We start from the raw sequence: 26,362 nt of genomic DNA on the forward strand, positions 1-26,362 counted from the left end.
GATGAACTCCAGCTACGCCATCCCGGCCGTCGCCCTCGTCGTCGTCGCGACGGTCCTCGTCGGCGCCTTCGGCCTGCGCATCTCCCGCACCACCTCCGACTTCTACGTCGCCTCCCGCACCGTCGGCCCCCGCCTCAACGCCGCCGCCATCAGCGGCGAGTACCTCTCCGCCGCCTCCTTCCTGGGCATAGCCGGACTCGTCCTCGTCCAGGGCCCCGACATGCTCTGGTACCCGGTCGGCTACACCGCCGGCTACCTGGTCCTGCTGCTCTTCGTCGCCGCCCCGCTGCGCCGCTCCGGCGCCTACACTCTCCCCGACTTCGCCGAGGCCCGCCTCGCCTCCCAGGCCGTGCGGCGGCTGGCCGGTGCCTTCGTCGTCGGGGTCGGCTGGCTCTACCTGCTGCCCCAGCTCCAGGGCGCCGGACTGACCCTGACCGTGCTGACCGGGGCGCCCGACTGGCTCGGCGGAGTGATCGTCGCCGTCGTCGTCACCGCCACCGTCGCCGCCGGCGGCATGCGCAGCATCACCTTCGTACAGGCCTTCCAGTACTGGCTGAAGCTCACCGCCCTGCTCGTCCCCGCCCTGTTCCTGGTCCTCACCTGGCAGAGCGACGGAGCACCCCGGCACGCCTTCGACGAACCGGCCACCTTCCGCGAGCAGCGCGCCGTCCGCGTCGATGACACCGTCGACCTCACCCTCGACCGGCCCCTGACCGTCACGGTCACCGGCACCGTCGACGGCCGGACGCACACCGGCACCCGCCTGGAGCTTGCCGCCGGCACCCATCGCATCGACAGCGGCACCCGCCTCACCTTCCCCGCGGGCGCCCCCGTCCCCAGGGCCGAGCGCAGCGGCGGCGGCGACCTCTCCCCGTCCCAGGCCGAGAGCGGCGAGGAACGCCCGCTGTACGCCACGTACGGCCTGGTCCTCGCCACGTTCCTCGGCACCATGGGCCTGCCGCACGTCGTGGTCCGCTTCTACACCAGCCCGCACGGCGTCGCCGCCCGCCGCACCACCGTCGCGGTCCTCGGCCTGATCGGCGCCTTCTACCTCCTGCCACCCCTCTACGGGGCACTCGGCCGCCTCTACGCCCCCGAACTCACCCTCACCGGCGATCCGGACGCCGCCGTCCTCCTGCTGCCCGACCGCATGATCGGGGGAGTGGGCGGCGACCTGCTGGGCGCACTGGTCGCGGGCGGCGCCTTCGCCGCGTTCCTGTCCACGGCCTCCGGCCTGACCATGGCGGTCGCGGGCGTCCTCACCCAGGACGTCCTGCCCTCCCGGGGCGTACGGCACTTCCGGCTCGGGACGGTCCTCGCCATGGCCGTGCCCCTCGCGGCCAGCGTCCTGGTCGGCGGACTGCCGGTCGCCGACGCCGTCGGGCTCGCCTTCGCCGTCTCGGCGTCCTCGTTCTGCCCGCTGCTCGTCCTCGGCATCTGGTGGCGGCGGCTGACCCCGCCCGGAGCCGCCGCCGGGATGCTCGTCGGCGGCGGCTCCGCCCTGCTCGCCGTCGCCGCGACCATGGCCGGCTACCCGGGCGAGGGCGCCGCCCTGCACGCCCTGCTCGCCTGGCCCGCGCTGTGGTCGGTGCCGCTGGGCTTCCTCACCATGATCCTGGTGTCCCTGGCCACCCCCGGCCGGGTCCCGCCCGGCACCGCGGCGGTCCTGGCCCGGTTCCACCTGCCCGAGGAACTGCGCACGGAGGTGCCGGCATGAGCGGGTTCCTGGCGGGCGTGTGCGTCGCCATCCTCCCGGTGCTCGCCCTGGGCGTCTGGCTCGGCCGCCGCACCGCCCGGGCCAAGAGCCTCGCCGGCCTCGGCACCCCCGTCGAGCACGCCACCTTCGAGACCCTGCACACGGCCTCCCTCGCCGCGCCCCCGCTGCGGTCCGGCCTGACGGAGGAGACCGCCCGCAAGTCCGCCCGCAAACTGCGCTCCCTGCTCGGCACGGACGCCCTCTGCCTCACCGACCTGCGGCAGGTCCTGGTCTGGGACGGCGACGGCGCCCACCACCGCACCGAGATCATGGAACGCCTCGCGGACTCCCTGGAGACCGGCCGCGGCGAGGCCTTCCGGCTCACCTGCGACAGCCTCGACTGCTCGGTGCGCTGGGCGGTCGTCGCCCCGCTCACCGTCGACGACCGGGTGCACGGCGCCCTCGTCGCCTGCGCGCCCCGCGAGTCGGCGGTGCTCGTCCGTGCCGCCGGAGAGGTCGCCCGCTGGGTCTCGGTCCAGCTGGAACTGGCCGATCTCGACCAGTCCCGCACCCGCCTCATCGAGGCCGAGATCAAGGCGCTGCGGGCCCAGATCTCCCCGCACTTCATCTTCAACTCGCTCGCGGTGATCGCCTCGTTCGTCCGCACCGACCCCGAGCGCGCCCGCGAGCTGCTCCTCGAATTCGCCGACTTCACCCGCTACTCGTTCCGCCGGCACGGCGACTTCACCACCCTCGCCGAGGAACTGCACGCCATCGACCACTACCTGGCGCTCGTGCGGGCACGCTTCGGCGACCGCCTGTCCGTGACCCTCCAGATAGCGCCGGAGGTGCTGCCGGTGACCCTGCCGTTCCTGTGCCTGCAGCCGCTCGTCGAGAACGCCGTCAAACACGGTCTGGAGGGCAAGGCCGTGCCCTCCGGCAAGTGCCACATCCAGATCACCGCCCAGGACGCGGGCGCCGAGGCCCTCGTCGTCATCGAGGACGACGGCGCCGGCATGGACCCCGGCCTGCTCCGCCGCATCCTCGCCCGCGAGGCCAGCCCCTCGGGCGGCATCGGCCTCTCCAACGTCGACGACCGGCTCCGCCAGGTGTACGGCGACGACCACGGGCTGGTCATCGAGACCGCCGCGGGAGCCGGCATGAAGATCACCGTCCGGCTACCGAAGTACCAGCCGGGCGTGCACTCGGCGGGGCGGCTGACCAGGGAGTGATCCGCCCCACCGGCGAGGCCGGGGAGTGAGCCCCACCGGCCGACCGGGCGGCGAGCCCTCAGGTGCTGCGCGTGGTGACCACCAGTCCCAGCGTGATCAGACCCAGCACGACCCAGCCGAACCACAGCCAGCCGTTGCTGCCGAGCGCCACCGTGTAGGCAGTCACCACGACCAGCCCGCCCAGCGTGAGCGCTCCCATGGTCTTCGTGGAGTTGGAACCGTTCGTGGAACCGGGCATCGCAACACCCTCCTCGGGCTCGGTTCCTCCATGGTGCCCGGCGGACGCCCGGCGCGCACGGCCCGTACCGAAGAGGTCTTCAGCGCCCCTGTGTGTTCAGCGAGGCGAGATAGGCGTTGTACGCCTCCAGTTCCTTGTCCCCGTCGCGGTCGGCGGCCCGGTCCGTGCGCTTGGCCTGCCGCTGGTCCGAGGCGTACCACTGGAACAGCAGGGCCACCAGCACCAGCACGGAGGGGATCTCGCTGAACGCCCAGGCGATGCCGCCCGCCGCGTTCTGATCGGACAGCGCCTCGATGCCCAGCGAGCCGGGCGGGTTCTTGAACGTCTGGACCATCGGCTCGGACGCCATCATCAGCGCGATCCCGAAGAACGCGTGGAACGGCATGCCCGCGAACAGCTCCAGCATCCGCATCAGGTAGCCCGGGCGGTGCGGGCCCGGGTCCACGCCCATGATCGGCCAGAAGAACACCAGGCCGACGGCGAGGAAGTGCACCATCATCGCGATGTGGCCCGCCCCGGAGCCCATCAGGGTGTCGAAGAGGGGCGTGAAGTACAGCCCGTACAGGCTCGCGATGAACAGCGGGATCGTGAACGCCGGGTGCGTGACGATCCGCATGTACCGGCTGTGCAGGAACATCAGCAGCAGCTCACGCGGCCCCTTGTGACCCCGCCCGGCCGGCGGCAGCGCCCGCAGCGCCAGGGTGATCGGCGCGCCGAGCAGGAGGAGGATGGGCGACACCATGCTGATGACCATGTGCTGCACCATGTGCACGCTGAACATGACCATGCCGTAGTCGTTCAGCCGGGTGCACATCATGAGCACGATGCTCAGCACGCCGATGGTGAAGGCGACCGTCCGCCCCACGGGCCACTTGTCCCCGCGTCGGACGAGCCGCACGACACCCCACCCGTACAGCGCGAGCCCGGCCAGGCAGGCGACGAGAAAGAACGGGTCCGTGGACCACTCCAGCCCTCGCCCCAGCGTGAACGGCGGCAGATCCATGGTCATGCCGTGCCCGCTGTGATCCATTCCGCCGGCTCCTGTTTCGTGGGGGTGTGCAGCAAGTTGTCCGCCCACAAGAGTAGGACCGCCCCCGGTCGTGGTGACGACCGGGGGCGGGTCCGTCGTCCCTCAGGGGCGCGGGAACTCGGCCTCAGAGTACGGTCTCCGCCTCGTCGTACCGCTCATCCGGCACGGTCTTCAGCGTCTTCACGGCCTCGGCCAACGACACCATCACTATGTCGGTGCCCCGCAGCGCGGTCATCTGCCCGAACTCACCCCGGTGCACGGCCTCCACCGCATGCCACCCGAACCGCGTGGCCAGCACCCGGTCGTAGGCGGTCGGCGTACCGCCCCGCTGCACATGCCCGAGGATCACCGGCCGGGCTTCCTTCCCCAGCCGTCCCTCCAGCTCCACGGACAGCTGCCGGGCGATCCCGGCGAACCGCTCGTGCCCGTAGATGTCCTTGCCGCCCTCGTCGAACTCCATGCTCCCGGCGCGGGGCTTGGCCCCCTCCGCCGCCACCACGATCGCGAAGCGCTTGCCCGCCTCGAACCGCTCGCCGACCCGACGGGTCAGCTCCTCTGTGTCGAAGGGCCGCTCGGGCACCACGATGGCGTGCGCGCCGGCGGCCATTCCGGAGTGCAGCGCGATCCAGCCGGTGTGCCGGCCCATGACCTCGACGACCAGGACCCGCTGGTGGGACTCGGCGGTGGTCTTCAGCCGGTCCAGGGCCTCGGTCGCCACACCCACGGCCGTGTCGAAGCCGAAGGTGACGTCCGTGACCGCGATGTCGTTGTCGATCGTCTTCGGCACGCCCACGACGGGCAGACCGCTGTCCGACATCAGCCGGGCGGCCTTGAGCGTGCCCTCGCCGCCGATGGGGATGATCGCGTCGAGGCCGAGCTCCTCGACATGGCCCTTCGCCCGCTCCACGCCGTCCCGCAGATGGGAGGGCTGGACCCGGGAGGACCCGAGAATCGTGCCGCCGCGGGCGAGGATGCCACCCACCGCGTCGAGGTCGAGCTTGAGGTAGTCGCACTCCAGGAGGCCCTTCCAGCCGTCCCGGAAGCCGATGACCTCGTCGCCGTGGTCGACGACGGCACGGTGCACGACGGACCGGATGACGGCGTTCAGGCCGGGGCAGTCGCCGCCGGACGTGAGGACACCAATGCGCATAGCCCGAATTACCTTCTCAACGTGGGCCGGGGACCGGACCACGTTGTCCGGCTGGAATCCCCGCCACCCTAGCGGCATCGAGGGGCCGGACCGAAGCACGCGTCCGCCTGCTGGACGACCCCGCTCACCTGTGCGGATGGGCCGACAGACGGGCTGTTGACCAGCAGGTTGACGCGTTCTCCCCGCACGCTGCCCGGACGCGCTCAGGCAGGCTGCTGAGCAGCCGCGATGCGCTCGTTGCGAAGGGCCTCATACCACTGGTCGTCGGTCGGCGGCAGCGCGTTGACGTCGAGGGCCAGCTTCAGCAGCAGGTCGGCGATCAGCGGGTTGCGCGCGAGCACCGGCCCGTGCATGTACGTGCCGAAGACGGTGTCGTTGTACGCGCCCTCCGTGCCGTCGCCCGTGCCGTTGCCGTTGCCGAAGCGCACCTGGGCGAGCGGGCGGGCGGTGGGGCCGAGGTGGGTGACGCCCTGGTGGTTCTCGAAGCCGGTCAGCGGGGGCAGGCCGAGGCGGGAGTCGATGTCGCCCAGCACGTCACCGACGCACCGCGCGCCCTCGCCGCGCGTCGACACCACGTCCAGCAGACCGAGGCCGGGCTCGCGCTGGCCGAGGTCGTTGATGAACTCGTGGCCGAGGATCTGGTAGCCGGCGCACACGGAGAACACGATGGCGCCGTTCTCCACGGCCCGCTGCAGTCCGCCGTCCCGGCGCAGCCGCTCGGCGGCGAGCCGCTGCGGCCGGTCCTCGCCGCCGCCGATCAGGTAGATGTCGCCGGAGGTCGGGATCGGCTGGTCGCTGCGCACGTCCAGCCGGGCCACGTCCAGGCGGCGCTGCCGCGCCCGGCGCTCCACGACGAGGACGTTGCCCTGGTCGCCGTAGGTGCTGAGCAGGTCGGGATAGATCCAGACGACCCGCAGTTGGTTGTCGCTCACAAAAAGTCCCCTGACGTCTCGTGCTCAGTTGCCGACGCGCCGGCGCAGGTCCTGGAACGCCGTGTAGTTGGCGATGACCTCGATACGCCCTGGCGGGCACGCCGCCACGGCCTGGTCGAGGTTCTCGTAGACCTGGAAGTGCTGGTCGGCGACCTCCAGGCGCACCGCCAGGTCCAGTCGCCGGTCGCCGACGACGCAGATCGGGTGGCCGGTCAGGCGCGTGTAGTCCACGTCCCACAGCCAGGAGGTGTCGGTGCCGTCGGCGCCGCGCGCGTTCACGGAGAGGATGACCGGCGTGGGCGGCGGGTCGATCAGGGAGAACGTCTCCAGCCAGCCGGCCGGGTTCTTCGCGAGCAGGAGTCGCAGGTCACGGCCCTGGAACTGGACGATGTCGTAACGCCCGGCCACTGCCTGCACCTGGTACATGCGCTCCAGCGCGACCTGCGGCGGCACCCCGAACACGGCGGCGACGGCGGCCGAGGAGGCGGCGTTGGCCTTGTTGGCGCGGCCGGGCAGCTGGAGGTGGATCGGCCAGGCCGAGCCGTGCGGGTCGAGGACGTGGTCGCCCGAGAGCGCCCAGCTCGGCATGGGACGGCGGAAGCCGCACTCGCCGCAGAACCAGTCGTCGCCCGGGCGCTGCATGACGCCACCGCACGACGGGCAGGACCAGGCGTCGTCCTTCCACATCTGCCCGGCTGCGACCCAGATCACATTGGGGGAGGACGATGCCGCCCACACCACCAGCGGGTCGTCGCAGTTGGCCACGACCACGGCCTTGGAACCCGCGAGCCCCTCCCGCCAGTTCTCGGCGAGCATGCGCGTCTCTGCGGCCCGGTCGAGCTGGTCGCGCGAGAGGTTGAGCAGGGCGATGCACTTCGGGGCGGTGTCCCGGGCGACGCCTGCGAGGTACTTCTCGTCGACCTCGACGACGCCGTAGCGGGCGTCTGAGCTGCCGGCGAGGGCCGAGGTGATGCCGGCCGGCATGTTGGCGCCGAGCGCGTTGGAGACGACGGGGCCCGCCGCGCGCAGTGCCTCGGCGATGAGCCGGGTGGTGGTGGTCTTGCCGTTCGTCGCGGAGACCAGGATCACGTCCAGGTTCTGGGCGAGCCGGGCGAGGAGGTCGGGGTCGAGTTTCAGCGCGACCCGGCCGCCGATCACCGAACCGCTGCCGCGCCCTGCGGCGCGTGATGCCGCCGCGACCGCCTTGCCCGCGGTCACGGCCAGCTTGGCCCGCGGCGAGAGCGGGTCCGAGTTGCCTGCCATCAGTTCTCGATCCTCCTTGCGTACGCGCCGCGCCTTGAAGCCTGACGGCCACGTGGTGTGGACCTCAGCCTATCGAGATCCATTCGCACTCCCGAACCGCGGCACTGTGGCGAACTCGTGTGGGAGACGCGGACCGACAGGACCTTACTCTTGCCGCCATGCGACAGAGCTCCATCCCCGGCGCCCACGGCCGCGTGAGACCCCTCACCCTGCACGGCGATCCGGTCCTGCACACCCCCTGCGCGGAGGTAACCGACTTCGGCCCCGAACTGGCCCGGCTCGTCGAGGACTTGTACGCGACCATGTACGCGGCCCAGGGTGTCGGCCTCGCCGCCAACCAGGTCGGCGAGGCCTTGCGGGTCTTCGTCTACGACTGCCCCGACGACGAGGACGTCCGCCACGTGGGCCATGTGATCAACCCCCGCCTGGCCGAAAAGGACGGCGTGGTGATCCGGGGCCCGGAGGGCTGCCTGTCCCTGCCGGGCCTGGAAGCGGGCACGGAACGCCACGACCACGCGGTCGTCGAGGGCTTCACGATGACCGGCGACCCCGTCACAATCCACGGCACGGGCTTCTTCGCCCGCTGCCTCCAGCACGAGTGCGACCACTTGGAGGGCCTGATCTACGCGGACCACCTGAGCGGCTGGCGCCATCGCAGACTGATGCGACAAGTGGCCCGGGCCTCTTGGAACGCCTGAGCGCCATCGCCTCAGGGGGGCCGGGGCGCCCGGGCTCTTGCCGCGCCCGGGCGGCAACGCCTCAAGGGCGCGGGGAACTGCGCGAACAACCCCCACCGGCGGTCAGCCGAACCGCGACGCTCAGAACCCCGGCCCCCCCACCCGGTCCCCGGCCGCCGCAAGCCGCCCCCACAGCAGATCAGCCAGACTCCGCACCAGCTCAGCACGAGAGCAAGGCCGTTCCCCCAGCCACCAGTCCCCGGCCGCATGCATCATGCCGACGATCCCGTGCCCCCACACCCGCGCCAGCTGCTGCCCGCCGGGCCCGAGATCCAGCCGCTCCTCGATGACCTGCGCCAGCTCCTCGCCCATCCGCCGCAGCAACGGCGCGCTGTGCTTGCCGACATCGAACCCCGCGTCCCCGGGCTGGCCCCCCTCCGCGGGGTGCATCAGGAACCGGTACACCTGGGGCCGCAGCTCGATCGCCGTGAGGTACGTGTCCAACGTCGCCTCGACCCGCTCCCGTCGGTCCGCCGGCGCGTCCAGCGCCGCCCGCAGCGAGTCCAGCAGCGCGTCGGTGTGCCGCATGGCAAGGGCCGCGTAAAGTCCGCCCTTGTCACCGAAGTGCCGGTACAGAATCGGCTTGGTGATGCCGGCTTCCGCCGCGATCGCGTTCATCGAGGCCTGCGGGCCGTCGCGCAGCACCACTCGGTCGGCGGCCTCCAGCAGCTCACGCCGGCGGCGGTCGGCGGACCGTTGCTGATCGGTCCGCTGCGTGGTGTCCATGATCTCTCCCCACCCGTGCTGTTTCGATGACGCCTGCGCAAACTAACACTGAAGCATGCCCAGGACACCGAACGGGTGCCGACCGGTCGGTAGGAGTTGACTTCGACTACCCGCCGGTAACAGACTGCTGTTACCGCAAGTAACATGCACGTGTGCCGCTGGAGGGGACGACATGGCCGAGTTCACCATGGAGCTCAACGACGAACAGAAGGAGGTCCGGGACTGGCTGCACGGCTTCGCGGCCGATGTGATCCGCCCCGCGGCCGCCGAATGGGACGAGCGTGAGGAGACTCCCTGGCCGGTCATCCAGGAAGCCGCCAAGGTCGGCATCTACTCCCTGGACTTCTACGCCCAGCAGTACTTCGACCCGACCGGCCTCGGCATCCCCATGGCGATGGAGGAGCTGTTCTGGGGCGACGCGGGCATCGCCCTGTCGATCGTCGGCACCGGCCTCGCCGCCGTGGGCGTCCTCGCCAACGGCACCGAGGAGCAGATCGGCACCTGGATCCCCCAGATGTACGGCGACGCGGGCGACGTCAAGGTCGCCGCGTTCTGCTCCTCCGAGCCCGACGCAGGCTCCGACGTGGCCTCCATGCGCACCCGGGCCGTGTACGACGAGGCCAAGGACGAGTGGGTGCTCAACGGCACCAAGACCTGGGCGACCAACGGTGGCATCGCCAACGTCCACGTCGTCGTCGCGGTCGTCGACGCCGACCTCGGCTCCAAGGGGCACGCCTCCTTCATCGTCCCGCCCGGGACGCCGGGCCTGGCCCAGGGGCAGAAGTTCAAGAAGCACGGCATCCGCGCCTCCCACACCGCCGAGGTCATCCTCGACAACGTGCGCGTTCCCGGCTCCTGCCTCCTCGGCGGCAAGGAGAAGCTGGACGAGCGGCTGGCCCGGGCCCGGGAGCGGGCCAAGGCGGGCGGCGAGCGGGTGAAGAACGCGGCGATGGCCACGTTCGAGGCCTCGCGCCCGGCTGTCGGCGCGATGGCCGTCGGTACCGCCCGTGCCGCGTACGAGGTCGCCCTCGACTACGCGAAGACGCGTGAGCAGTTCGGCCGGCCGATCATCGACAACCAGGGTGTCGCCTTCGAGCTCGCCGACATGCGGACGCAGATCGACGCGGCCCGGCTGCTGGTGTGGCGCGCGTCCTGGATGGCGGTCAACGGCAAGCCGTTCACGGCGGCCGAAGGCTCGATGTCCAAGCTGTTCGCGAGCGAGACGGCCAAGAAGGTCACGGGCCAGGCGATCCAGATACTCGGCGGCAACGGCTACACCCGGGAGTACCCCGTCGAGCGGATGCACCGCGACGCGGCCATCTACACCATCTTCGAGGGCACGAGCGAGATCCAGCGCCTGGTCATCGCCCGCACCCTCGCCGGTGTGCCGATCCGCTAAGGCATGCGGGTCGACGTGCGGGAAGGTGCTGAGGTCGTCGAGGATGCGGGGCCCACCCGCGTGGACGATGTAGAAGTCCAGACCGGAGGCGTCCCAGCCGTGGTCACCCGCCAGGTCCTTCAGCGCCGGCGCGAGCGGCTCCATGGTCGAGGGGACCCGCTTGTCCAGCAGGAAGTGGAAGCCCGTCGCCTTCACGTCGTACATGATCCAGTCGTCGGTCTTGGGGATCAGGTACGAACCGTTGCGTTCCAGGCGGATGCCCTCGCTGCCCCGGCCTCGGACCACGGCGGCGGCGATGCCGTCACCGAACAGGCCGTTCGACAGCAGCGAGCCGACGCCGATGTCGGTCGGCTGGTAGCACAGCGAGCAGAACTCGCAGGCCACGATCAGCACGTTGGCCTCGGGGTACGCCGTGCAGAAGTCGTGGGCGCGGTTGATCGCCGCGCCGCCGACCGCGCAACCCAGCTGGGCCACCGGCAGCTGACGGGTGGTCGGATCGAAGCCGATCTCGTTGATCAGCCAAGCCGTGAGCGAGGGCATCATGAAGCCCGTGCACGACACGTAGATGATCAGGTCCACCTCGGCGGTGAGCAGCTCCGCGTCGTCCAGCGCCCGCTGCACGACCGCCGGCACCCGGGCCTTCGCCTCGGCCTCGTAGAGCTTGTTGCGGTCCTCGAACCCGGGGTGCTTCAGCGTTTCCTCGATGGGCTGCACGATGTGCCGCGTGCGCACACCGGTGTTCTCTATCAACCGGAGGGCCAGCGGCAGTTGGGGGTGGCCGGCATGGCGCTCACGCGCCAGCTCCAGCATCTCCTCCATCGTGATCACGTGCTCTGGAACGGACACCGAGGGTCTGCACAAAGTCGCCATGAACGGTGCCTGCTTTCGCCTCGTGGAAGGCCCTTCGGCCCCGGTCAGAAGGTAGTTCACCTCAAGGGTGGTCCACCCACGATCACCCGCCCGTTCGCCGACTTCGCGCCGAACTACTCCGTATCAGCAATGCCGTGCCAGGCTCGTCCCGACACTGCGACGACGGAGGACGCGATGACGCACCCGGCCCGGGCTCTGCTGGAGACGACCACCGCCACCCTCGCCCCCGATCCGCAGGCCAATGCGCTGGTCCCCCGGATCGCCGACGGCACGGCTCCCCTCACCACCCTCGCCGCGCTCGCCCTGGAACAGACCTGGGTGATTCCCGCGGACCGCGGGGCGTTCGAGTTCCTGGCGGCGCGCGGCGAAGCGACCGACCCGCGGGCCGCGGCCTACTTCACCGCGCTGGCCGAGGGCGAGGCACTGGCGGGTGAGCGACTGACGGCGTTCACCCGAGCCTGCGGCGTGGACGAGCCGGGGGAGGCGTCGTACGCGCCCTTGCCCGGCTGCCAGGCCTACCCCGCATATGTGGCCTGGCTGGCCCTGAACGCCTCACCGGCGGACGTGGTCCTGGCGCTGACGGCCAACTTCTCGGCGTGGGGCGGCTATTGCGCGACGATCGCGACCGCGCTGCGGGAGCGGTACGGCTTCACCGACGAGGCCTGCGCCTTCTTCGACTTCTTCGCGCAGCCGGCACCGGAGCTGGACCGGCTGGCGGTGGCGGCGGTGCAGGAGGCCCTGGACACCGGACGCCTCGACGAAGAGCGGGCACACACGTACGGCCGCCTCCTGCAGACCTACGAGGCGATGTTCTGGAACGCGTTGACTCCAATGCCCTGACTACGTCGCGGTCCCACTGCTGTGGGCGATGCACGCCACATCGATGCGATCGGCCAGTTTCGCCAGCTCGATGGCCAGCTCGGCCACCGTGTCCTCGTCCAGCCCGGACTCCCCGCCCTCCACGAGCCGCACCCACCGACCCCCCACCGTCCGCAAGAGCTTGCTGACATCCGCCGCAGACACCTGCAAGGTCCCGCGGTCGTCGACGATCAGAGGCAAAGTCACTTCGCGGTTCACAGACGGGATCGTAGCCCCGCAACACTCACGCACCATGCCAAACAGTGGTGATGTTGCAGAACTCGCGGATTCCGTGCCCGGACAGCTCACGCCCGTACCCGGACCGCTTCACACCGCCGAACGGGAACGCCGGATGGGACGCGGTCATGCCGTTGAAGAACACCCCGCCGGCCTCCAGGTCCCGTACGAACCGGTCGACCTCCTCCTCGTCCCGCGTCCAGACGTTCGAACTCAGCCCGAACGGAGAGTCGTTCGCGATCAGCACGGCCTCGTCCAGGTCGGCCGCCCGATACAGCGTCGCGACCGGCCCGAACGCCTCCTCCCGGTGGATCCGCATCTCGCGGGTGATGCCGGCGAGGACCGACGGCGTGTAGTACCAGCCGGGGCCGTCCGGCCGCTCGCCACCGCACAGCACCCGCGCTCCACTGCGTACCGCGTCGTCGACGAGTTCCTCCACGTCGCGCAGCCCCTGCTCGCTGGCGAGCGGGCCGACCTCGGTGTCGTCGGCCATGGGGTCGCCGACCTTCAGCGCCTTCATGCCCGCGGCGAACCGCTCGGCGAAGGCGTCATAGACGTCCGTGTGCACGATGAACCGCTTCGCGGCGATGCAGGACTGCCCGTTGTTCTGCACCCGCGCGGTCACCGCGACCTTGGCGGCCCGGTCGATGTCGGCGGAGGGCATGACGACGAACGGGTCGCTGCCGCCCAGCTCCAGCACCGTCTTCTTGATCATCTCTCCGGCGGTGGAGGCGACGGCGCGGCCCGCCGGCTCGCTGCCGGTGAGCGTGGCGGCCTTGACCCGCTCGTCGCGCAGGATCTCGTCGACCGCCCCGGAGCCGATCAGCAGGGTTTGGAAGGTGCCCTCGGTGAAGCCCGCCCGGTGGAAGAGGTCCTCCAGGTAGAGGGCGGTCTGCGGGACGTTCGAGGCGTGCTTGAGCAGGCCCACGTTGCCCGCCATCAGCGCGGGCGCGGCGAAGCGGATCACCTGCCACAGCGGGAAGTTCCACGGCATCACCGCGAGCACCGGACCGATCGGCCGGTAGCGGACCCGGACGCGTGAGGCGCCGGAGTCCTTCACGTCGGAGTCGGCGGGTTCCTCGTCGGCGAGGAGTTCCTCGGCGTGGTCGGCGTACCAGCGCATCGCCTTGGCGCACTTCGCCGCCTCGGCCCGGGCCTGCTGGATCGGCTTGCCCATCTCGGTGGTCATCACGCGGGCGATGTCCTGCTGGTCCTCTTCGAGGAGGTCGGCGGCCCGGTGCAGCAGCCGGGCGCGCTCGTCGAAGGCCGTCGTCCGGTACGTGCGGAACGTGGCCTCCGCGAGCTGGAGCCGGCGCTCGATCTCCTGCTCGTCCATGGCCTCGTACGTCTTGAGCGTCTCGCCGTTCGCCGGGTTCACCGTTGCGATGGGCATGGCTGACCTCCCTCGGAGCGGGCTGTGTCTCGACCTTCCCGCGCGGCGGAGGGGACCGCAACGCGGGAGCGTCTCCTCAGGGCGAGTGCTCCGCCAGCCGGTCGAGAAACGCCGTCTGGGCCTTGACGATCACCGAACGGGCCCGGTCGAGGCCGAACCAGGCCACCCGGTCCAGCTCGGGGAACTCCTGGAGCCGTCCGGACTTCGGCGGCCACTCCATCCGGAAGGTGCCGGGCGTGATGGTCGCCGGGTCGAGGTCCGCCCGGATCGCCCAGGCCGTGACGACCTTGCCGCCTGTCTGCCGGACCTCGCCGAGGTCGATGGCGTCACCGTCGGGCGGGGGCAGCCCCAGCTCCTCCTGGAACTCGCGGCGGGCGGCACCCCAGGCGGGCTCGTCCGGCTCGTACTCGCCCTTGATCACGGTCCACGCCCCGGCGTCGCGCCGGGCGAAGAACGGGCCGCCCATGTGGCCGAGCAGCACCTCGAGGCCGTCGTCGCCGGGGTGGAAGAGCAGCAGGCCGGCGCTGCGCTTCACGGCGTCACCTCCGGGTGCGCGGCGAGCAGCGTCTCGACCGTGTCGGCGTCCTCGGGGCGCTTGTCCTCCCGGTAGCGGACGACGCGGGCGAAGCGGAGGGTGACGCCGGCCGGATAGCGGGTGGAGCGCTGCAGCCCGTCGTAGGCGATCTCGACGACGAGTTCGGGGCGGACTCGCACCACGTGGTCGTCGGTCTCGACGGCGAGCTGCTGGAGGCGTTCGGTCTGCCAGGAAAGCATCGCGTCGGTCATGCCCTTGAACGTCTTGCCGAGCATGGCGAGGCCGCCGTCGGCGGTGCGGGCGCCGAGGTGGAGGTTGGAGAGCTTGCCGGTGCGGCGGCCGTGGCCCCATTCGGCGGCCAGGACGACCAGGTCGAGGGTGTGGACGGGCTTGACCTTCAGCCAGGAGGCCCCGCGCCGGCCCGCGCTGTAGGGGGCGTCGAGCGCCTTGGCGACGACGCCCTCGTGGCCGCGTTTCAGAGTCTCTGCGAGGAACGCCTCCGCGGCGGGCGTGTCGTCCGGCCCGGACACCAGGGTGCGCCGCACCCGCATCGGCTCCGGCACCAGCCGGGCCAGCTCGGCGTGCCGCTCGGCGAAGGGCAGGTCGAGCAGGTCGTGGCCGTCGACGGACAGCGCGTCGAAGAAGACGGGGGAGACCGGCACCGCGCGGGCGGCGGTCGCCACGTCCGTGCGCGAGCCGACGCGGCCGGCGGTCTCCTGGAACGAGCGGGGGCGCCCGGCCTCGCCGAGGGAGATCACCTCGCCGTCCAGGATGAACCGCTCGCCCCGCAACCGGAGCGCGGCGGCCGTCACTTCGGGCAGCCGGTCGGTGATGTCGTCGAGGGTGCGGGTGTAGAGCCGCACGGTGTCGCCGTCCCGGTGCAGCTGGACGCGGATGCCGTCCAGCTTCTCCTCGACCGCGCAGGCGCCGAGCTTGTCCACCGCCTCGCCCACCGAGGAGGCGCTGTGCGCGAGCATCGGCCAGACCGGACGGCCGACGGTGAGACGGAACCGGTCGAGAGCGGCGGGGCCGTCCGCGAGCAGGGCCTGCGCGACCGTCTGGAGAGAGCCCGCGAGCATCACGGCCCGCCGTACGTCCGCGGGCGGCGCCCCGGTCGCCTGGGCGAGACCTTCCACCGCCACGGCGTCCAGGGCGCCCTGCCGCACCTCGCCGGTGAGCAGCCCGAGCAGGAACCGCTGCTCGTCCTCGGTGGCGGCGCCCATCAACTCCCCGACCAGCCGGGCCCGTTCCGCCTGGGAGCCGGGGCCCGACACCTTGGCGAGCTCGGCCAGCCGGGCGTCCACGTCCCGCACGGTCAGGCCCGGCTCCGCCGCCGGCTCGACCGGGCGGCTCAGCACCTTCCAGCCGACGCCGATCCGCCCTTGCGGCAGCCGTCCTGCCAGATACGGGATGACGATCGGCACGTCGTCGGCCTCCGCGTCCCGGAAGAGCTCCGCGAGCAGGGCCGTCTTGCGGGACCGCGCCGAAGTGGCGGCGACCTCCTGGGACACTCGGGCCAGCCGGTGCAGCAGCATGCAGCCATGGTGCACCGGAGGCGATGCCTCTACACCTGGGCGGCCGCGTCGAGGTCGGTCATCAGCAGATCCCCGACGATCGCCGACGCCGCCCGGTATCCGCCGCTGGCCGCGTGCACGACCTGCTCGGCGAAGCCGATCGCGTTGCCCGCGGCCCACACGCCCGGCACGGTCGTCAGGCCGGTCGCGTCGACCACCGGGTACGCGCCGAACGGCGTGTCGTGCAGCTCGGCGCCGAGCCCTTCCAGCAGGCCGGTCTGCGGAACGGCCCGGGGCGCGAGGAACAGCACCGAGCGCGCGTGCTCCGTACCGTCCGCGAGCCGGATGCCGGTGAGCCGGTCGTCCTCGACCACCAGCCCCGCGACCTCGCCGGGCACCACCTCCACCCCGGCCGCGGCGAGCCGGCGCAGATCCTCGTCGGACAGCTCCTCCTCGGCCACCGTGTGCAGGAAGAACCGCACGTCCTTCGACCACTGGGACACCATCAGCGCCTGGTGCACACTCGCCGGGCTCGACGCCAGCACCCCGAACGGCTGGTCGCGCACCTCCCAGCCGTGACAGAACGGGCAGTGCAGCACGTCCCGGCCGAACCGCTCGGCGACCCCGGCGACGGCGGGCAGCTCGTCCTTCAGCCCGGTCGCGACGACCAGCCGCCGGGCCTGTACGGTCCGGCCGCCGGCCAGCACCACGGTGAATTCCTCGCCCGGCGTCCCGGCGAATCCCTCGCTCGGCGCCCCGGTGGGGTCCTCGCTCGGCGCCCTGGTGGGGTCCTCGCCCTGAGCCTCGGTGAAGGCCCTGCCCTGCACCTCGGTGAAGTTCTTCCCCCGCACCCCGCCGAGGTTCTCGGCCCGCGTCACTTCCACCACCCTGTCCCGCGCGAGCTCCACGCCGTAGCGCGCGATCTCCGCCCGGCCGAGCGCCAGGAACTCGGTGGGTGGCATGCCGTCCCGCGTCAGGTAGCCCTGCATGTGCGCGGCGGGCGCGTTGCGCGGCTCGCCCGCGTCGACCACCAGCGTGCGGTGCCGGGCCCGCCCCAGCACCAGCGCCGCGGACAGACCCGCCGCACCCCCGCCGATGACGACCACTGCGTAGTTCTCGGTCATGTGACCACCTCCGCTGCCGAGCGTCGCTCCGGCCCTGCGGGATTGACAAACAACTTTGCCGAACCTGCAATACGACCATGACGACGGACGAGGTACTCGCGGGCGTGGGCCCCCGGCTGCGGCAGATGCGCAAGGAGCGGGAGGTGACTTTGGCGGCGCTCTCCGAGACCACCGGCATCTCCGTCAGCACCCTCTCGCGGCTGGAGTCCGGCCTGCGTAAACCCAGTCTGGAACTGCTGCTGCCCATCGCGCGCGCCCACCAGGTGGCGCTGGACGAACTGGTCGGCACCCCGCCCGCCGGCGATCCGCGCGTGCGATCGAAGCCGATCGTCATGGGCGGCCGCACCCACTGGCCCCTCACCCGCCAGCCCGGCGGCCTGCAGGCCTACAAGGTCCTCGAACCCAAGCGCAGGCAGGAGCCGGATCCGCGCACGCACGAGGGCTACGAGTGGCTGTACGTGCTGTCCGGGAAGCTGCGCCTGGTGTTGGGCGAGCACGACGTGGTGCTCACGGCGGGGGAGGCGGCCGAGTTCGACACCCGGGTGCCCCACTGGTTCGGGTCGACGGGGGAGGGGCCCGTGGAGTTCCTCAGCCTGTTCGGACCGCAGGGTGAGCGGATGCATGTGCGGGCCCGGCCGAAGGGCGCGTGACGTACGGGGACCCTCTGCGCGTGACTTTGCCCGGAGACTGTTCCCTGATGGGCAAGCGACCGCTTAGTATGCGAAGCGACCCCGGTCAGACGAAGCAGTCCCCCGTGGAGGCCCCGCATGCAGGCATGGCAAGTGCACGAGAACGGCGAGCCGGGCGAGGTGATGCGGCTCGAGGACGTTCAGCAGCCCACGCCCGGTGACGGCCAGGTCCTGCTGAAGGTACGGGCGGCCAACATCAACTTCCCGGACGCCCTGCTGTGCCGCGGCCAGTACCAGGTCAGGCCGCCGCTGCCGTTCACCCCGGGCGTGGAGATCTGCGGCGAGACCGAGGACGGCCGCCGGGTGATCGCCAACCCGGCGCTGCCCCACGGCGGCTTCGCCGAGTACGCCGTCGCGGACGCCGCCGCGCTCCTGCCCGCGCCGGACGCCCTCGACGACGCCGAGGCCGCGGCCCTGCACATCGGCTACCAGACCGGCTGGTTCGGTCTGCACCGCCGGGCCGGTCTGGAGGCCGGCGAGACCCTGCTCGTCCACGCTGCCGCTGGAGGGGTCGGCAGCGCGGCCGTGCAGCTCGGGAAGGCCGCCGGCGCCACCGTCATCGGTGTCGTCGGCGGCTCCGGGAAGGCGGCCGTCGCCCGGGAGCTGGGCTGCGACGTCGTGATCGACAGGCGTTCCGAGGACGTCGTCGCCGCCGTCAAGGAGGCCACCGGCGGCCGGGGCGCCGACGTGATCTACGACCCGGTCGGCGGCGAGGCCTACACCCAGTCCGCCAAGGCCGTCGCCTTCGAGGGGCGCATCGTGGTCGTCGGCTTCGCCAGCGGCACGATCCCCAGCCCGGGCCTGAACCACGCCCTGGTGAAGAACTACTCGATCCTCGGCCTGCACTGGGGCCTGTACAACACCAAGAACCCCAAGCTGGTCCAGCACTGCCACGAGCAGCTCACCGAGCTGGCCTCCCGGGGCGCGATCAAGCCCCTGGTGAGCGAGCGCGTACCGCTCGGCGGAGCGGCCGCCGCCTTGCAGAAGGTGGCGGACGGCCTGACCACCGGCCGCATCGCGGTCGTCCTGGAGGAGGCGGCATGACCGACGCCGAGGAACTGCGCAACCGCACCAAGGAGTTGCTGGCCGCCCACCCGCCGGCCTCCACCGACCGACTGGACTTCCTGCGGGCCCGCTTCGACGCCGGACTCGCCTGGGTGCACTACCCGGAGGGCCTCGGCGGGCTCGGCGCTCCCCGCTCCCTCCAAGCCGCCGTGGACGCCGAGCTGGAGGCCGCCGGGGCGCCCGACAACGACCCGCGGCGCATCGGTATCGGCCTCGGGATGGCCGCGCCGACGATTCTTCACTACGGCACCGAGGAGCAGAAGCGGCGCTTCCTCAGGCCCCTGTGGACCGGCGAGGAGGTCTGGTGCCAGCTCTTCAGCGAGCCGGGAGCCGGGTCCGACCTCGCCGCGCTGGGCACCCGGGCCGTGCGCGAGGATGGGGGCCCCTCCCGCTCGAGCGAAGGCGAGAGTGGGGGAGACTGGGTCGTCAACGGGCAGAAGGTATGGACGTCCAGCGCCCACGTAGCCCGCTGGGCGATCCTCATCGCCCGCACCGACCCGGACGTGGCCAAGCACCGGGGCATCACGTACTTCGTCTGCGACATGACCGACCCGGGTGTCGAGGTGCGGCCGCTGCGGCAGATCACCGGCGAGGCCGAGTTCAACGAGGTGTTCCTCACCGACGTCCGCATCCCGGACGCGCGGCGCCTCGGCGCCGTCGGCGAGGGCTGGAAGGTCGCGCAGACCACGCTGAACAACGAGCGCGTGGCCATCGGCGGCATGAGGCTGCCCCGCGAGGGCGGCATGATCGGCCCGATCTCGAAGACCTGGCGCGAGCGGCCCGAGCTGCGCACCCACGATCTGCACCAGCGGCTGCTGAAGCTGTGGGTGGAGTCCGAGGTCTCCCGCCTCACCGCGGAGCGGCTGCGCCAGCAGCTCGTCGCGGGCCAGCCCGGCCCCGAGGGCGCCGGCATGAAGCTGGCCTTCGCCCGCCTCAACCAGGAGATCAGCGGCCTGGAGGTGGAACTCCTCGGCGAGGAGGGCCTGCTGTACGACGACTGGGCCATGCGGCGCCCCGAGCTGGTCGACTTCACCGGCCGCGACGCCGGCTACCGCTACCTGCGCTCCAAGGGCAACAGCATCGAGGGCGGGACCAGCGAGGTCCTGCTGAACATCGTCGCCGAGCGGGTCCTCGGCCTGCCCGCCGAGCCGCGCACCGACAAGGACGTCGCCTGGAAGGACCTCGCCCGATGAGCGACCTGTTGTACTCGGAAGAGGAAGACGCGCTGCGCGCCGCGGTCCGCGACCTGCTCGACGACCACTGCGACGCACCCGGCGTCATCGCCCGCACCGAGTCGGACAGCCCCCACCACCTGGCCCTGTGGAAGGCCCTCACCGAGGGCATGGGCCTCGCCGGCCTGCTGGTGCCCGAGGAACTCGACGGCCAGGGCGCCACGCACCGCGAAGCCGCCGTGGTGCTGGAGGAGCTGGGCCGCGCGGTCGCGCCCGTGCCGTATCTGACGAGCGCGATCGTCGCCACCGAGGCGCTGCTGGCCTGCGGCACCGACGACCTGCTGCGCGACCTCGCGGCCGGCACGACGATCGGCGCCCTCGCGGTCGCCCTGAACGTCGCGCCGGGCGCCGCCTACCGGGTCGTCCGGCACGAGGACGGGCTGCTGCACGGCGAACTCACCGGTATCGCGGACGCCGCCGTCGCGCACGTGCTGCTCGTGCCGGCCGACGACGGCGGTCTGTACGCGGTCGACGCCACCGCCGCGACCGTCACGCCCCGGACCTCCCTGGACCTGACGCGGCCGCTCGCGACCGTCACCCTCGACGGAGTGCCGGGCCGGCTGCTGGGCGACGCCGAACCCGCCGTACGCCGAGCCCTGCGCGCCGGCGCCGGGCTGCTCGCCTCCGAGCAGCTCGGGCTGGCCGAGTGGACGCTGACGGAGACGGTCCGCTACCTGAAGGAACGCAAGCAGTTCAACCGGCCCGTCGGCGGCTTCCAGTCGATCAAGCACCGGCTGGCCCAGCTGTGGCTGGAGGTCGTCAACACCCGCGCGGCCGCCCGCAACGCCGCCGACGCGCTGTCGAACGGCGAGGACGTGGACGTGGCCGTCACCGTCGCCCAGGCCTACGCGGCGCCCGTGGCCGTGCACGCCGCCGAGGAGGCCGTTCAACTGCACGGTGGCATCGGCATGACGTGGGAGCACCCCGCGCATCTGTACCTCAAGCGCGCCAAGGCCGACTCGATCGCCTACGGCACGCCGGGAGCCCACCGCGAGGCACTGGCCGCACTGGTCGACCTCCAGGCTCCCTGAGGTCCGTCTCCTCGACGCCGGGAAGAATCCACCCGGGAAGCGCACGGAAGGGCCCGTCCCCCAGGGGCGGGCCCTTCCGTGCGTCTCGGCCACGGGGGGGAGGGGCTCTCGTGCGCCTCGGCCACGAGGGGAGGGGTTCTTTCAGGACCGGGAGCCGCCCGACGAGGCGCGGGGTGCGGCGCGGGGCGTGAGACCCCGCGTGTGCGTCTCGGCCACGGGGGGCGGGGTTCTTTCGCGCGTCTCGGCCACGAGGGGCGGGTTCTCTCGCGCGCCCCTCCCTCGAAGTGAACGCGTGGCGGCAGCCCGGCCAACTCCATGCGCGGGCCTGCTCCTTGGGCCTGCCGGGACCCATACTCACAGGGTTCCCGTACGGCACCTCAAGGGAGGCAGAACATGGCCCTCACCACCCGTCGCACGGCCCTCACCACCCGTCGCACGGCCCTCACCACCCTCGGCGGAGCCCTCGCGGGCTCGATCGCCCTCCCCGCCGCCCCCGCGGCGGCGGGCGAACACACGCCCGGGCGCCGCCCGTTGTGGCGCGCCCACTCCCACAACGACTACGAGCACCCGCGCCCGCTGCTCGACGCCCTCGACCACCGCTTCGGCAGCGTCGAGGCCGACATCTACCTCGTCGACGGCCAACTCCTCGTCGCCCACGACCCGGAGGACCTCGACCCGACCCGCACCCTCGAGTCCCTCTACCTCGATCCGCTCGCCGCCCGCGTGCGCGCCCACCGCGGCTCGGTGTACCGGGGGTACCGCGGTTCGCTGCAACTGCTCATCGACATCAAGACCGAGGGCTCCTCGACCTACCTCGAACTCGACCGCCATCTCCGGCGCTACCGCCACCTGTTCACCGCCTACGCCCGCGGTCGCGTGCACCGCGGGCCGGTCACCGCCGTGATCTCGGGTGACCGCGCGGCCCGCGCCCCCATGGAGGCCCAGACCGTCCGGCGCGCCTTCTACGACGGCCGCCTCGCCGACCTCGGCGGCCCGGCGCCGGCCTCCTTCATCCCGCTGATCAGCGACAACTGGGCACTCAACTTCACCTGGCAGGGCGTCGGCGCCTTCCCGGACGCCGAGCGGCAGAAGCTGCGGAACATCATGAAGGCCGCCCACCACCGCGGGCAGAAGGTGCGCTTCTGGGCGACCCCGGACCTGGCCGGACCCGCCCGCGACGCGCTCTGGGCCGAACTGCTCGCCGCGGGCGTCGACCACCTCAACACCGACGACCTCGCGGGACTGGAGGCGTTCCTCGACGCCCGCCGGACGGCTTAGGGGTCCTTTCACTATGAGCGTCCGATCAGGGCGCGTGGTCTGGTGCCGTGCGTCGCAAGGCGCCGGGAAGCCCTCGTAGCGGAGCTACTAGGGCTTTTCGGCAACGCGGCGAGGTGCGGTGCCAGACCGCGCGACCCGGACGGGCATAGTGAAAGGACCCCTTAGGCGCACAGAAGAACACCACACGTTCGGCGGACAGGTCAGCCGCCCGGACGAACCCTCCGCTACGCCACACTTGCGCCCGAACGCCGTGAACCGGACATGGCGGCGTGGCGGAGGAGTTGACGATGGCCATTTCCATCTCTGTGGTGCTGCTGCTCGTGATCCTTGCGGTGATCTTCCTCCGCAACGGCGGGCTGAAGGTCTCCCATGCGCTGGTCTGTCTGCTGCTCGGCTTCTACCTGGCCAGCACCAGCATCGCCCCCACCATCCACAGCGGCCTCACGGCGACGGCGGACATCGTCAGCGGTCTGCGTCCCTGAGTCGCCCCGAGAACACGCCGATGCCGTTCGGCACGAGACGTTCGGCGCCGCCGCTGGGGTGGTTGCGTACGGAGACGGTGCTCGCGCCCGCCTTCCGCGCGACCAGGGTCGACGACCCGCCGCCGTCCAGGCTGAAGGCGTCCTCCGAGCCCAGCTTCCGCATGGCACGGGCGACTTCGGCGATCGTCAGACCGCTGCGGTAGGCGGCGGCGCCGTCCAGTGCGAGCAGCAGCACGCGCCGTCCGCCGTCGGCGATCCCCACGGCCGTACGGACGGCCGACGTCGTGTCGTCGAGCCCCGGCAGCGGCTGCCCTCCCGACAGCACCGGGTAGCCGCCGAGGGCGAGCCGGTACGCGACGCCGCCCGTGGCCGCCACGAGGCTGTGCTCGACCTCGACCGATTCACCGGTGGAGAACTTGCGCAGCTGCTGGGCGCCCGCCTCCCGGCCGACCAGCACGGTCGTCCCCGCGGCGATGGGACCGCTGCCCGGGGCGTCGGCGGCGGAGACGACCTTGCCGTCGCGGACCGTCACCTCGTAGGTGTCCGTGCTGCACGGAGCGGCCCGGTCCGTGTCCGTGCCGCATGTGGCACGCACCCGGGAGATGCTGCCCCACTGGGAGGTGAACGCGCCGACGGAACCCACCGGCAGCGCGTACTGGTTGAGCCCGCCCAGAGGCAGCTGCGCCTCGGCCGTACGGACCGAACCGGCGAGTGCGAGCCGGTCCAGTCGCGCCCGCCCGTCGGTGCCGACGCCGAAGACGTCCTCGGTGGTGGTGCCGGGCGGCAGCGCCGGCCCGAAACGCTGGCCCTTCGGGACCGCCGCCTTGAGCGTCCGCCCGGCCGCGATCGCCGGACCCACGCTCGCTCCGGTCGCCTCGACGCCCGGGTGCTGCGTCTCGCTGATGTTGAAGAAGTCACCGTTGACGCCGGCGACCGCGCCCTGGGTGTTCGCCATCGCCGAGACCTGCGCGCGTGAGGCCACGGCCCCCGGGTACAGCAGATCGACCCGTACTCGCGGATTGCCGAGGTCGACCCTCAGCAGATGTGCGTGCGTCACCCCCTGGGCCGCCTCGATGTCGAACTCCTCGTACGTCACCCCCGGCGCTACGCGTCCGCCCTTCTGGACGGCGCCGGCCGGAGCCGCCCCCGCCAGGGCCGCACCGGTCAGTGCGGCGAACGCCGTGACACACGCCAGTGCCGCTCTGCCTGCTCCCCATCGCCTGCGACGACCTGCCACCGTGCCCCCTGATGCCTCGTCAACTGTCGGGATCCTCAGGGGCAGTGCACCAGACCGCGGGGGTCCGGCAGGGTGGCTGAACGCGGACTACGCGGGAACGGCTGAAAAGGAAGCACCCCTCCGGGTGCTTCAGCTGTCGCCCGTGCCGGTGGCGTACGGCGTGTGGTGCGCGGGCGTGTGGTCGATCGGCAGGCCGGGCCGCCAGGCGGTGAGGGCCTGTGCGCTGCACACGAACAGCTGCTCCGGCAGCCGGTCCAGGGCGAACCAGCGCCAGCGGCCCACGCTCTCCCCGGGCTGGTCCGACGGCTCGCCCCGCCAGGAGGTGACTCGGGCGGCCACGGTCATGCGGACGACACCGCCCGCGTCGTCCAGCAGCGTCCCGAGCAGCCGGACGTCCTCGGGCCGGGCCGCGATCCCCGTCTCCTCGCCGAGCTCGCGCACGACCGTCTCCTGCAACGACTCCCCGGGTTCCACCGTCCCGCCGGGCAGCTCCCACGTCCCGCGCCGGTGCCGGCCCAACAGCAGTCCGCGAGGCCCGTACAGGATGGCACCCACCCCGAGCGCGGCGTGCGCGGGCGGCGGCTTGCCGACGCGCGGCCGGGAGGTGACCCGGACCGGCCGGGTCACCCGGAAGAGCCGGTAGGAGGCCTGGTTGCCTTCCTCCGGGGCGTCGAGGACGTCGATCCCCTCCACACGCAGCCCGGATTCGGTGAGCAACGCCGTCCAGAGCTCCGGGGTGAGAATCCACATGCGGACGGTGACCTCACCGCCGCCCGCCAGCCGCAGGATCTCGGGCCGGGCGACCACCCGGTCCGACGGCCCGTCACCACGACTGTTCGTGTGCAGGACCGTGAAGCAGAGCCTGCCGCCCGGCCGCAGCGCCCCGGTGAGAGCGGGCAGCAGCCGGTGCGGATCGATGTACGGGACGCCGTTGACGGAGTAGACGACGTCGTACGGCTCGGCCGAGCGCAGATGGTCCACCGCGTCGCCCAGAACCAGCCGCAGCCCGGGCAGCGAGCCGTAGCGGGCGCGGGCCCGCTCGTACTGCCCGGCCGAGGCGTCGACCGCGTCCACCAGCGCACGGTGGTCCCGGACCAGATGGGCCGCGTGCCGGGCCGGGCCGCAGCCGAGGTCCAGCACCCGCCGGCCGGTCAGCTCCCCGAGCGCCTCGCTGCCCGGCCCGCCGCCCTCGAATCCCCAGTCGATCCGGGCCGCCTCGGACAACACCGTGCCCCGTCGCACATGGTGCGCCCCGTACGCGTCCCAGGCCTGGGCGTTGACCGCCTCCGGTTCGTCCGCCAAGGCTCAGCCGCCCGCCACGGCGTCACGCGGCAGCACCGTGACCCGGTGGAAGTTGCACCCGGCGAGCCGCGGCTCGCCGTCGTCGGCGGGCGGGGTCTGATGGGCCTTGAGGGCGATGCTCACCAGGCTCAGCAGCAGGTCGACGTCCGCCTCGCAGTCGAGGTGGACCGTCACCCAGCATGATCCGGGCAGCAGATGGATGGCACTCGAACCGGCGAGGTCGTAGTGGAAGCGCTGGATGGCCCGGCGGGTGAGGTGGAGGTCCACGTCCCGTGCGGAGTGGAAGTGGACGATCTCGTCACGGACGGAACGGAGTGCCCGTCCGGTACCGCAACTCGCCGGGCCCGCCATCAGGTCGGGCCAGGCCTGCAGGCGCTCCATGGCGCGCTGGGCCAGAGTCATGACCCCATCGTCGCCTGCTCACCGGCCCGCAACCAGGGGTTGAGCGATTTGTAACCGGGACGTGAGGTGGATCGCGGGGTATTGACCAGGTGTTCAGGCGGACTTGACGAGTCTGAGATAGCGCTTCCAGTCCCAGTGCCGGCCCGGGTCGGTGTGGTCGCTGCCCGGTACCTCGTGATGGCCGATGATGTGCGCGCGGTTCCTCGGGATGCCGTACCTCTCGCAGATCGCGGCGGTGAGCCGGGCCGACCGCTCGTACATGACGTCGGTGAAGTACCCGGGCCGGTCCACCCAGCCTTCGTGCTCGATGCCGATGCTGCGGGTGTTGTAGTCCCAGTTCCCCGCGTGCCAGGCGATGTCGGCCTCGCGCACGCACTGCGCCACGCGTCCGTCGGAGGAGCGCACCACGTAGTGCGCGGACACCTTCTTCTCCGGGTTCCGGAAGACGTTCAGGGTGCCGGAGTAGGTCGTCTGCGCCACGTGGAGGACCACGTAGTGCAGTGGATGGGCACGAGGCCGGTTCGACGGCGTGTAGTTGCCGCGGCTCGCCGGCCGCCATGCCGCTCCGGGGTGGTCGACGGTCTGGGGCCCGGCGTCCGCCCGAGTGCTGTGCAGCAGGGCCGCCGGGAGAGCGGTGAGGGCGGCGCTCGCGAGGATGCCTCGCCTGCTGGGGAGAGGGGTGGTCCGTTGCATGGGTGTGTGCCTTCCGG

General features: G+C 71.9%; 26 protein-coding genes and 1 pseudogene. 11 read left to right on the forward strand and 16 right to left on the reverse strand.

Features of this window, described 5'->3' with window-relative positions:
- Window position 1 precedes the first annotated feature (1 nt).
- A complete protein-coding gene (locus tag HDC93_RS27595; RefSeq protein ID WP_185013512.1) occupies window positions 2-1,717 on the forward strand; it encodes a cation acetate symporter in 1,716 nt (571 codons plus the stop codon).
- Window positions 1,714-2,928 carry a sensor histidine kinase gene (locus tag HDC93_RS27600; RefSeq protein WP_185013513.1) on the forward strand — a complete coding sequence of 405 codons (1,215 nt, stop codon included), beginning with the start codon at window positions 1,714-1,716 and terminating at the stop codon, window positions 2,926-2,928. Before HDC93_RS27595 ends, HDC93_RS27600 begins: the two co-directional genes overlap by 4 nt.
- A gap of 58 nt (window positions 2,929-2,986) precedes the next feature.
- On the opposite strand, the gene HDC93_RS27605 is transcribed toward HDC93_RS27600, so the two are convergent.
- The 5 genes from HDC93_RS27605 to HDC93_RS27625 form a co-directional block, all read right to left on the reverse strand.
- On the reverse strand, window positions 2,987-3,166 hold the full coding sequence (locus HDC93_RS27605) for a hypothetical protein (protein WP_030835374.1): 180 nt from the start codon (window positions 3,164-3,166) through the stop codon (window positions 2,987-2,989).
- Between the two features lie 79 nt (window positions 3,167-3,245).
- Window positions 3,246-4,196 carry a cytochrome c oxidase assembly protein gene (locus tag HDC93_RS27610; RefSeq protein WP_185013515.1) on the reverse strand — a complete coding sequence of 317 codons (951 nt, stop codon included), beginning with the start codon at window positions 4,194-4,196 and terminating at the stop codon, window positions 3,246-3,248.
- Between the two features lie 124 nt (window positions 4,197-4,320).
- Window positions 4,321-5,346 (reverse strand): 6-phosphofructokinase, encoded by a 1,026-nt coding sequence (locus HDC93_RS27615; protein ID WP_185013517.1) that lies wholly within the window; start codon window positions 5,344-5,346, stop codon window positions 4,321-4,323.
- 203 nt (window positions 5,347-5,549) lie between these two features.
- On the reverse strand, window positions 5,550-6,278 hold the full coding sequence (locus tag HDC93_RS27620; RefSeq protein ID WP_185013518.1) for a type 1 glutamine amidotransferase: 729 nt from the start codon (window positions 6,276-6,278) through the stop codon (window positions 5,550-5,552).
- Between the two features lie 24 nt (window positions 6,279-6,302).
- On the reverse strand, window positions 6,303-7,541 hold the full coding sequence (locus HDC93_RS27625; RefSeq protein WP_185013520.1) for a MurT ligase domain-containing protein: 1,239 nt from the start codon (window positions 7,539-7,541) through the stop codon (window positions 6,303-6,305).
- A gap of 158 nt (window positions 7,542-7,699) precedes the next feature.
- On the opposite strand from HDC93_RS27625, the gene def reads away from it, so the two are divergent.
- Complete coding sequence (gene def / locus HDC93_RS27630) at window positions 7,700-8,239, forward strand: peptide deformylase (protein WP_185013522.1); 540 nt, start codon at window positions 7,700-7,702, stop codon at window positions 8,237-8,239.
- A 120-nt stretch (window positions 8,240-8,359) separates the two neighbouring features.
- Here the strand turns inward: def and HDC93_RS27635 are convergent, their stop codons facing one another.
- The gene (locus HDC93_RS27635) at window positions 8,360-9,004 is read right to left on the reverse strand and encodes a TetR family transcriptional regulator (RefSeq protein WP_053674268.1); all 645 of its coding nucleotides are present in this window, start codon (window positions 9,002-9,004) and stop codon (window positions 8,360-8,362) included.
- A gap of 172 nt (window positions 9,005-9,176) precedes the next feature.
- Here HDC93_RS27635 and HDC93_RS27640 point away from each other — a divergent pair, with 172 nt between their 5' ends.
- The gene (locus HDC93_RS27640; RefSeq protein WP_185013523.1) at window positions 9,177-10,403 is read left to right on the forward strand and encodes an acyl-CoA dehydrogenase family protein; all 1,227 of its coding nucleotides are present in this window, start codon (window positions 9,177-9,179) and stop codon (window positions 10,401-10,403) included.
- Here HDC93_RS27640 and HDC93_RS27645 read toward each other — a convergent pair.
- Window positions 10,404-11,273, reverse strand: a pseudogene (locus HDC93_RS27645) (type III polyketide synthase); the annotation flags it as partial.
- Window positions 11,274-11,447: 174 nt separating this feature from the next.
- Here HDC93_RS27645 and HDC93_RS27650 point away from each other — a divergent pair.
- The gene (locus HDC93_RS27650; RefSeq protein WP_185013524.1) at window positions 11,448-12,113 is read left to right on the forward strand and encodes a transcriptional regulator; all 666 of its coding nucleotides are present in this window, start codon (window positions 11,448-11,450) and stop codon (window positions 12,111-12,113) included.
- Here HDC93_RS27650 and HDC93_RS27655 read toward each other — a convergent pair whose 3' ends face one another.
- The 5 genes from HDC93_RS27655 to HDC93_RS27675 all read right to left on the reverse strand — a co-directional run bounded on the left by HDC93_RS27655 (window position 12,114) and on the right by HDC93_RS27675 (window position 16,934).
- The gene (locus HDC93_RS27655; protein WP_030835344.1) at window positions 12,114-12,350 is read right to left on the reverse strand and encodes a DUF6213 family protein; all 237 of its coding nucleotides are present in this window, start codon (window positions 12,348-12,350) and stop codon (window positions 12,114-12,116) included. It lies immediately after the preceding gene.
- Between the two features lie 25 nt (window positions 12,351-12,375).
- Window positions 12,376-13,761 (reverse strand): NADP-dependent succinic semialdehyde dehydrogenase, encoded by a 1,386-nt coding sequence (locus tag HDC93_RS27660; RefSeq protein WP_185013525.1) that lies wholly within the window; start codon window positions 13,759-13,761, stop codon window positions 12,376-12,378.
- Between the two features lie 76 nt (window positions 13,762-13,837).
- Complete coding sequence (locus HDC93_RS27665) at window positions 13,838-14,296, reverse strand: NUDIX domain-containing protein (RefSeq protein WP_185013526.1); 459 nt, start codon at window positions 14,294-14,296, stop codon at window positions 13,838-13,840.
- Window positions 14,293-15,831: an ATP-dependent DNA ligase gene (locus HDC93_RS27670; protein WP_185013527.1), complete on the reverse strand. Its 1,539-nt coding sequence runs from the start codon at window positions 15,829-15,831 to the stop codon at window positions 14,293-14,295. The genes HDC93_RS27665 and HDC93_RS27670 overlap by 4 nt, the downstream gene beginning before the upstream one ends.
- Window positions 15,832-15,860: 29 nt before the next feature.
- Window positions 15,861-16,934, reverse strand: coding sequence for an NAD(P)/FAD-dependent oxidoreductase (locus tag HDC93_RS27675; protein ID WP_185013528.1), 1,074 nt, complete (start codon window positions 16,932-16,934; stop codon window positions 15,861-15,863).
- Window positions 16,935-17,011: 77 nt separating this feature from the next.
- On the opposite strand from HDC93_RS27675, the gene HDC93_RS27680 reads away from it, so the two are divergent.
- The 6 genes from HDC93_RS27680 to HDC93_RS27705 all read left to right on the forward strand — a co-directional run bounded on the left by HDC93_RS27680 (window position 17,012) and on the right by HDC93_RS27705 (window position 22,711).
- Complete coding sequence (locus HDC93_RS27680) at window positions 17,012-17,584, forward strand: helix-turn-helix domain-containing protein (RefSeq protein WP_185013530.1); 573 nt, start codon at window positions 17,012-17,014, stop codon at window positions 17,582-17,584.
- Window positions 17,585-17,701: 117 nt separating this feature from the next.
- A complete protein-coding gene (locus tag HDC93_RS27685) occupies window positions 17,702-18,667 on the forward strand; it encodes an NADPH:quinone oxidoreductase family protein (protein ID WP_185013532.1) in 966 nt (321 codons plus the stop codon).
- Window positions 18,664-19,881 carry an acyl-CoA dehydrogenase family protein gene (locus HDC93_RS27690; RefSeq protein ID WP_185013534.1) on the forward strand — a complete coding sequence of 406 codons (1,218 nt, stop codon included), beginning with the start codon at window positions 18,664-18,666 and terminating at the stop codon, window positions 19,879-19,881. The genes HDC93_RS27685 and HDC93_RS27690 overlap by 4 nt, the downstream gene beginning before the upstream one ends.
- Window positions 19,878-20,951, forward strand: a complete 1,074-nt coding sequence (locus tag HDC93_RS27695) for an acyl-CoA dehydrogenase family protein (protein ID WP_185013535.1) — start codon at window positions 19,878-19,880, stop codon at window positions 20,949-20,951. Before HDC93_RS27690 ends, HDC93_RS27695 begins: the two co-directional genes overlap by 4 nt.
- Window positions 20,952-21,344: 393 nt before the next feature.
- Window positions 21,345-22,229 (forward strand): phosphatidylinositol-specific phospholipase C/glycerophosphodiester phosphodiesterase family protein, encoded by an 885-nt coding sequence (locus HDC93_RS27700; protein WP_185013537.1) that lies wholly within the window; start codon window positions 21,345-21,347, stop codon window positions 22,227-22,229.
- 287 nt (window positions 22,230-22,516) lie between these two features.
- Window positions 22,517-22,711, forward strand: coding sequence for a hypothetical protein (locus HDC93_RS27705; RefSeq protein WP_185013539.1), 195 nt, complete (start codon window positions 22,517-22,519; stop codon window positions 22,709-22,711).
- On the opposite strand, the gene HDC93_RS27710 is transcribed toward HDC93_RS27705, so the two are convergent.
- From HDC93_RS27710 to HDC93_RS27725, 4 genes are all read right to left on the reverse strand, one after another.
- Window positions 22,692-23,948 carry a phosphodiester glycosidase family protein gene (locus tag HDC93_RS27710; RefSeq protein WP_185013541.1) on the reverse strand — a complete coding sequence of 419 codons (1,257 nt, stop codon included), beginning with the start codon at window positions 23,946-23,948 and terminating at the stop codon, window positions 22,692-22,694. The genes HDC93_RS27705 and HDC93_RS27710 overlap by 20 nt on opposite strands.
- A 129-nt stretch (window positions 23,949-24,077) precedes the next feature.
- Entirely contained in the window at window positions 24,078-25,250 is a 1,173-nt protein-coding gene (locus tag HDC93_RS27715; protein WP_185013543.1) for an NUDIX domain-containing protein, read from the reverse strand.
- 3 nt (window positions 25,251-25,253) lie between these two features.
- Window positions 25,254-25,652, reverse strand: coding sequence for a luciferase family protein (locus HDC93_RS27720; RefSeq protein WP_185013545.1), 399 nt, complete (start codon window positions 25,650-25,652; stop codon window positions 25,254-25,256).
- A gap of 93 nt (window positions 25,653-25,745) precedes the next feature.
- Window positions 25,746-26,345, reverse strand: a complete 600-nt coding sequence (locus HDC93_RS27725) for an N-acetylmuramoyl-L-alanine amidase (protein ID WP_185013547.1) — start codon at window positions 26,343-26,345, stop codon at window positions 25,746-25,748.
- Window positions 26,346-26,362: the final 17 nt, after the last annotated feature.

The organism is Streptomyces sp. AK010 (assembly GCF_014207295.1).
GTDB classification, from domain to species: Bacteria; Actinomycetota; Actinomycetes; order Streptomycetales; family Streptomycetaceae; genus Streptomyces; species Streptomyces massasporeus.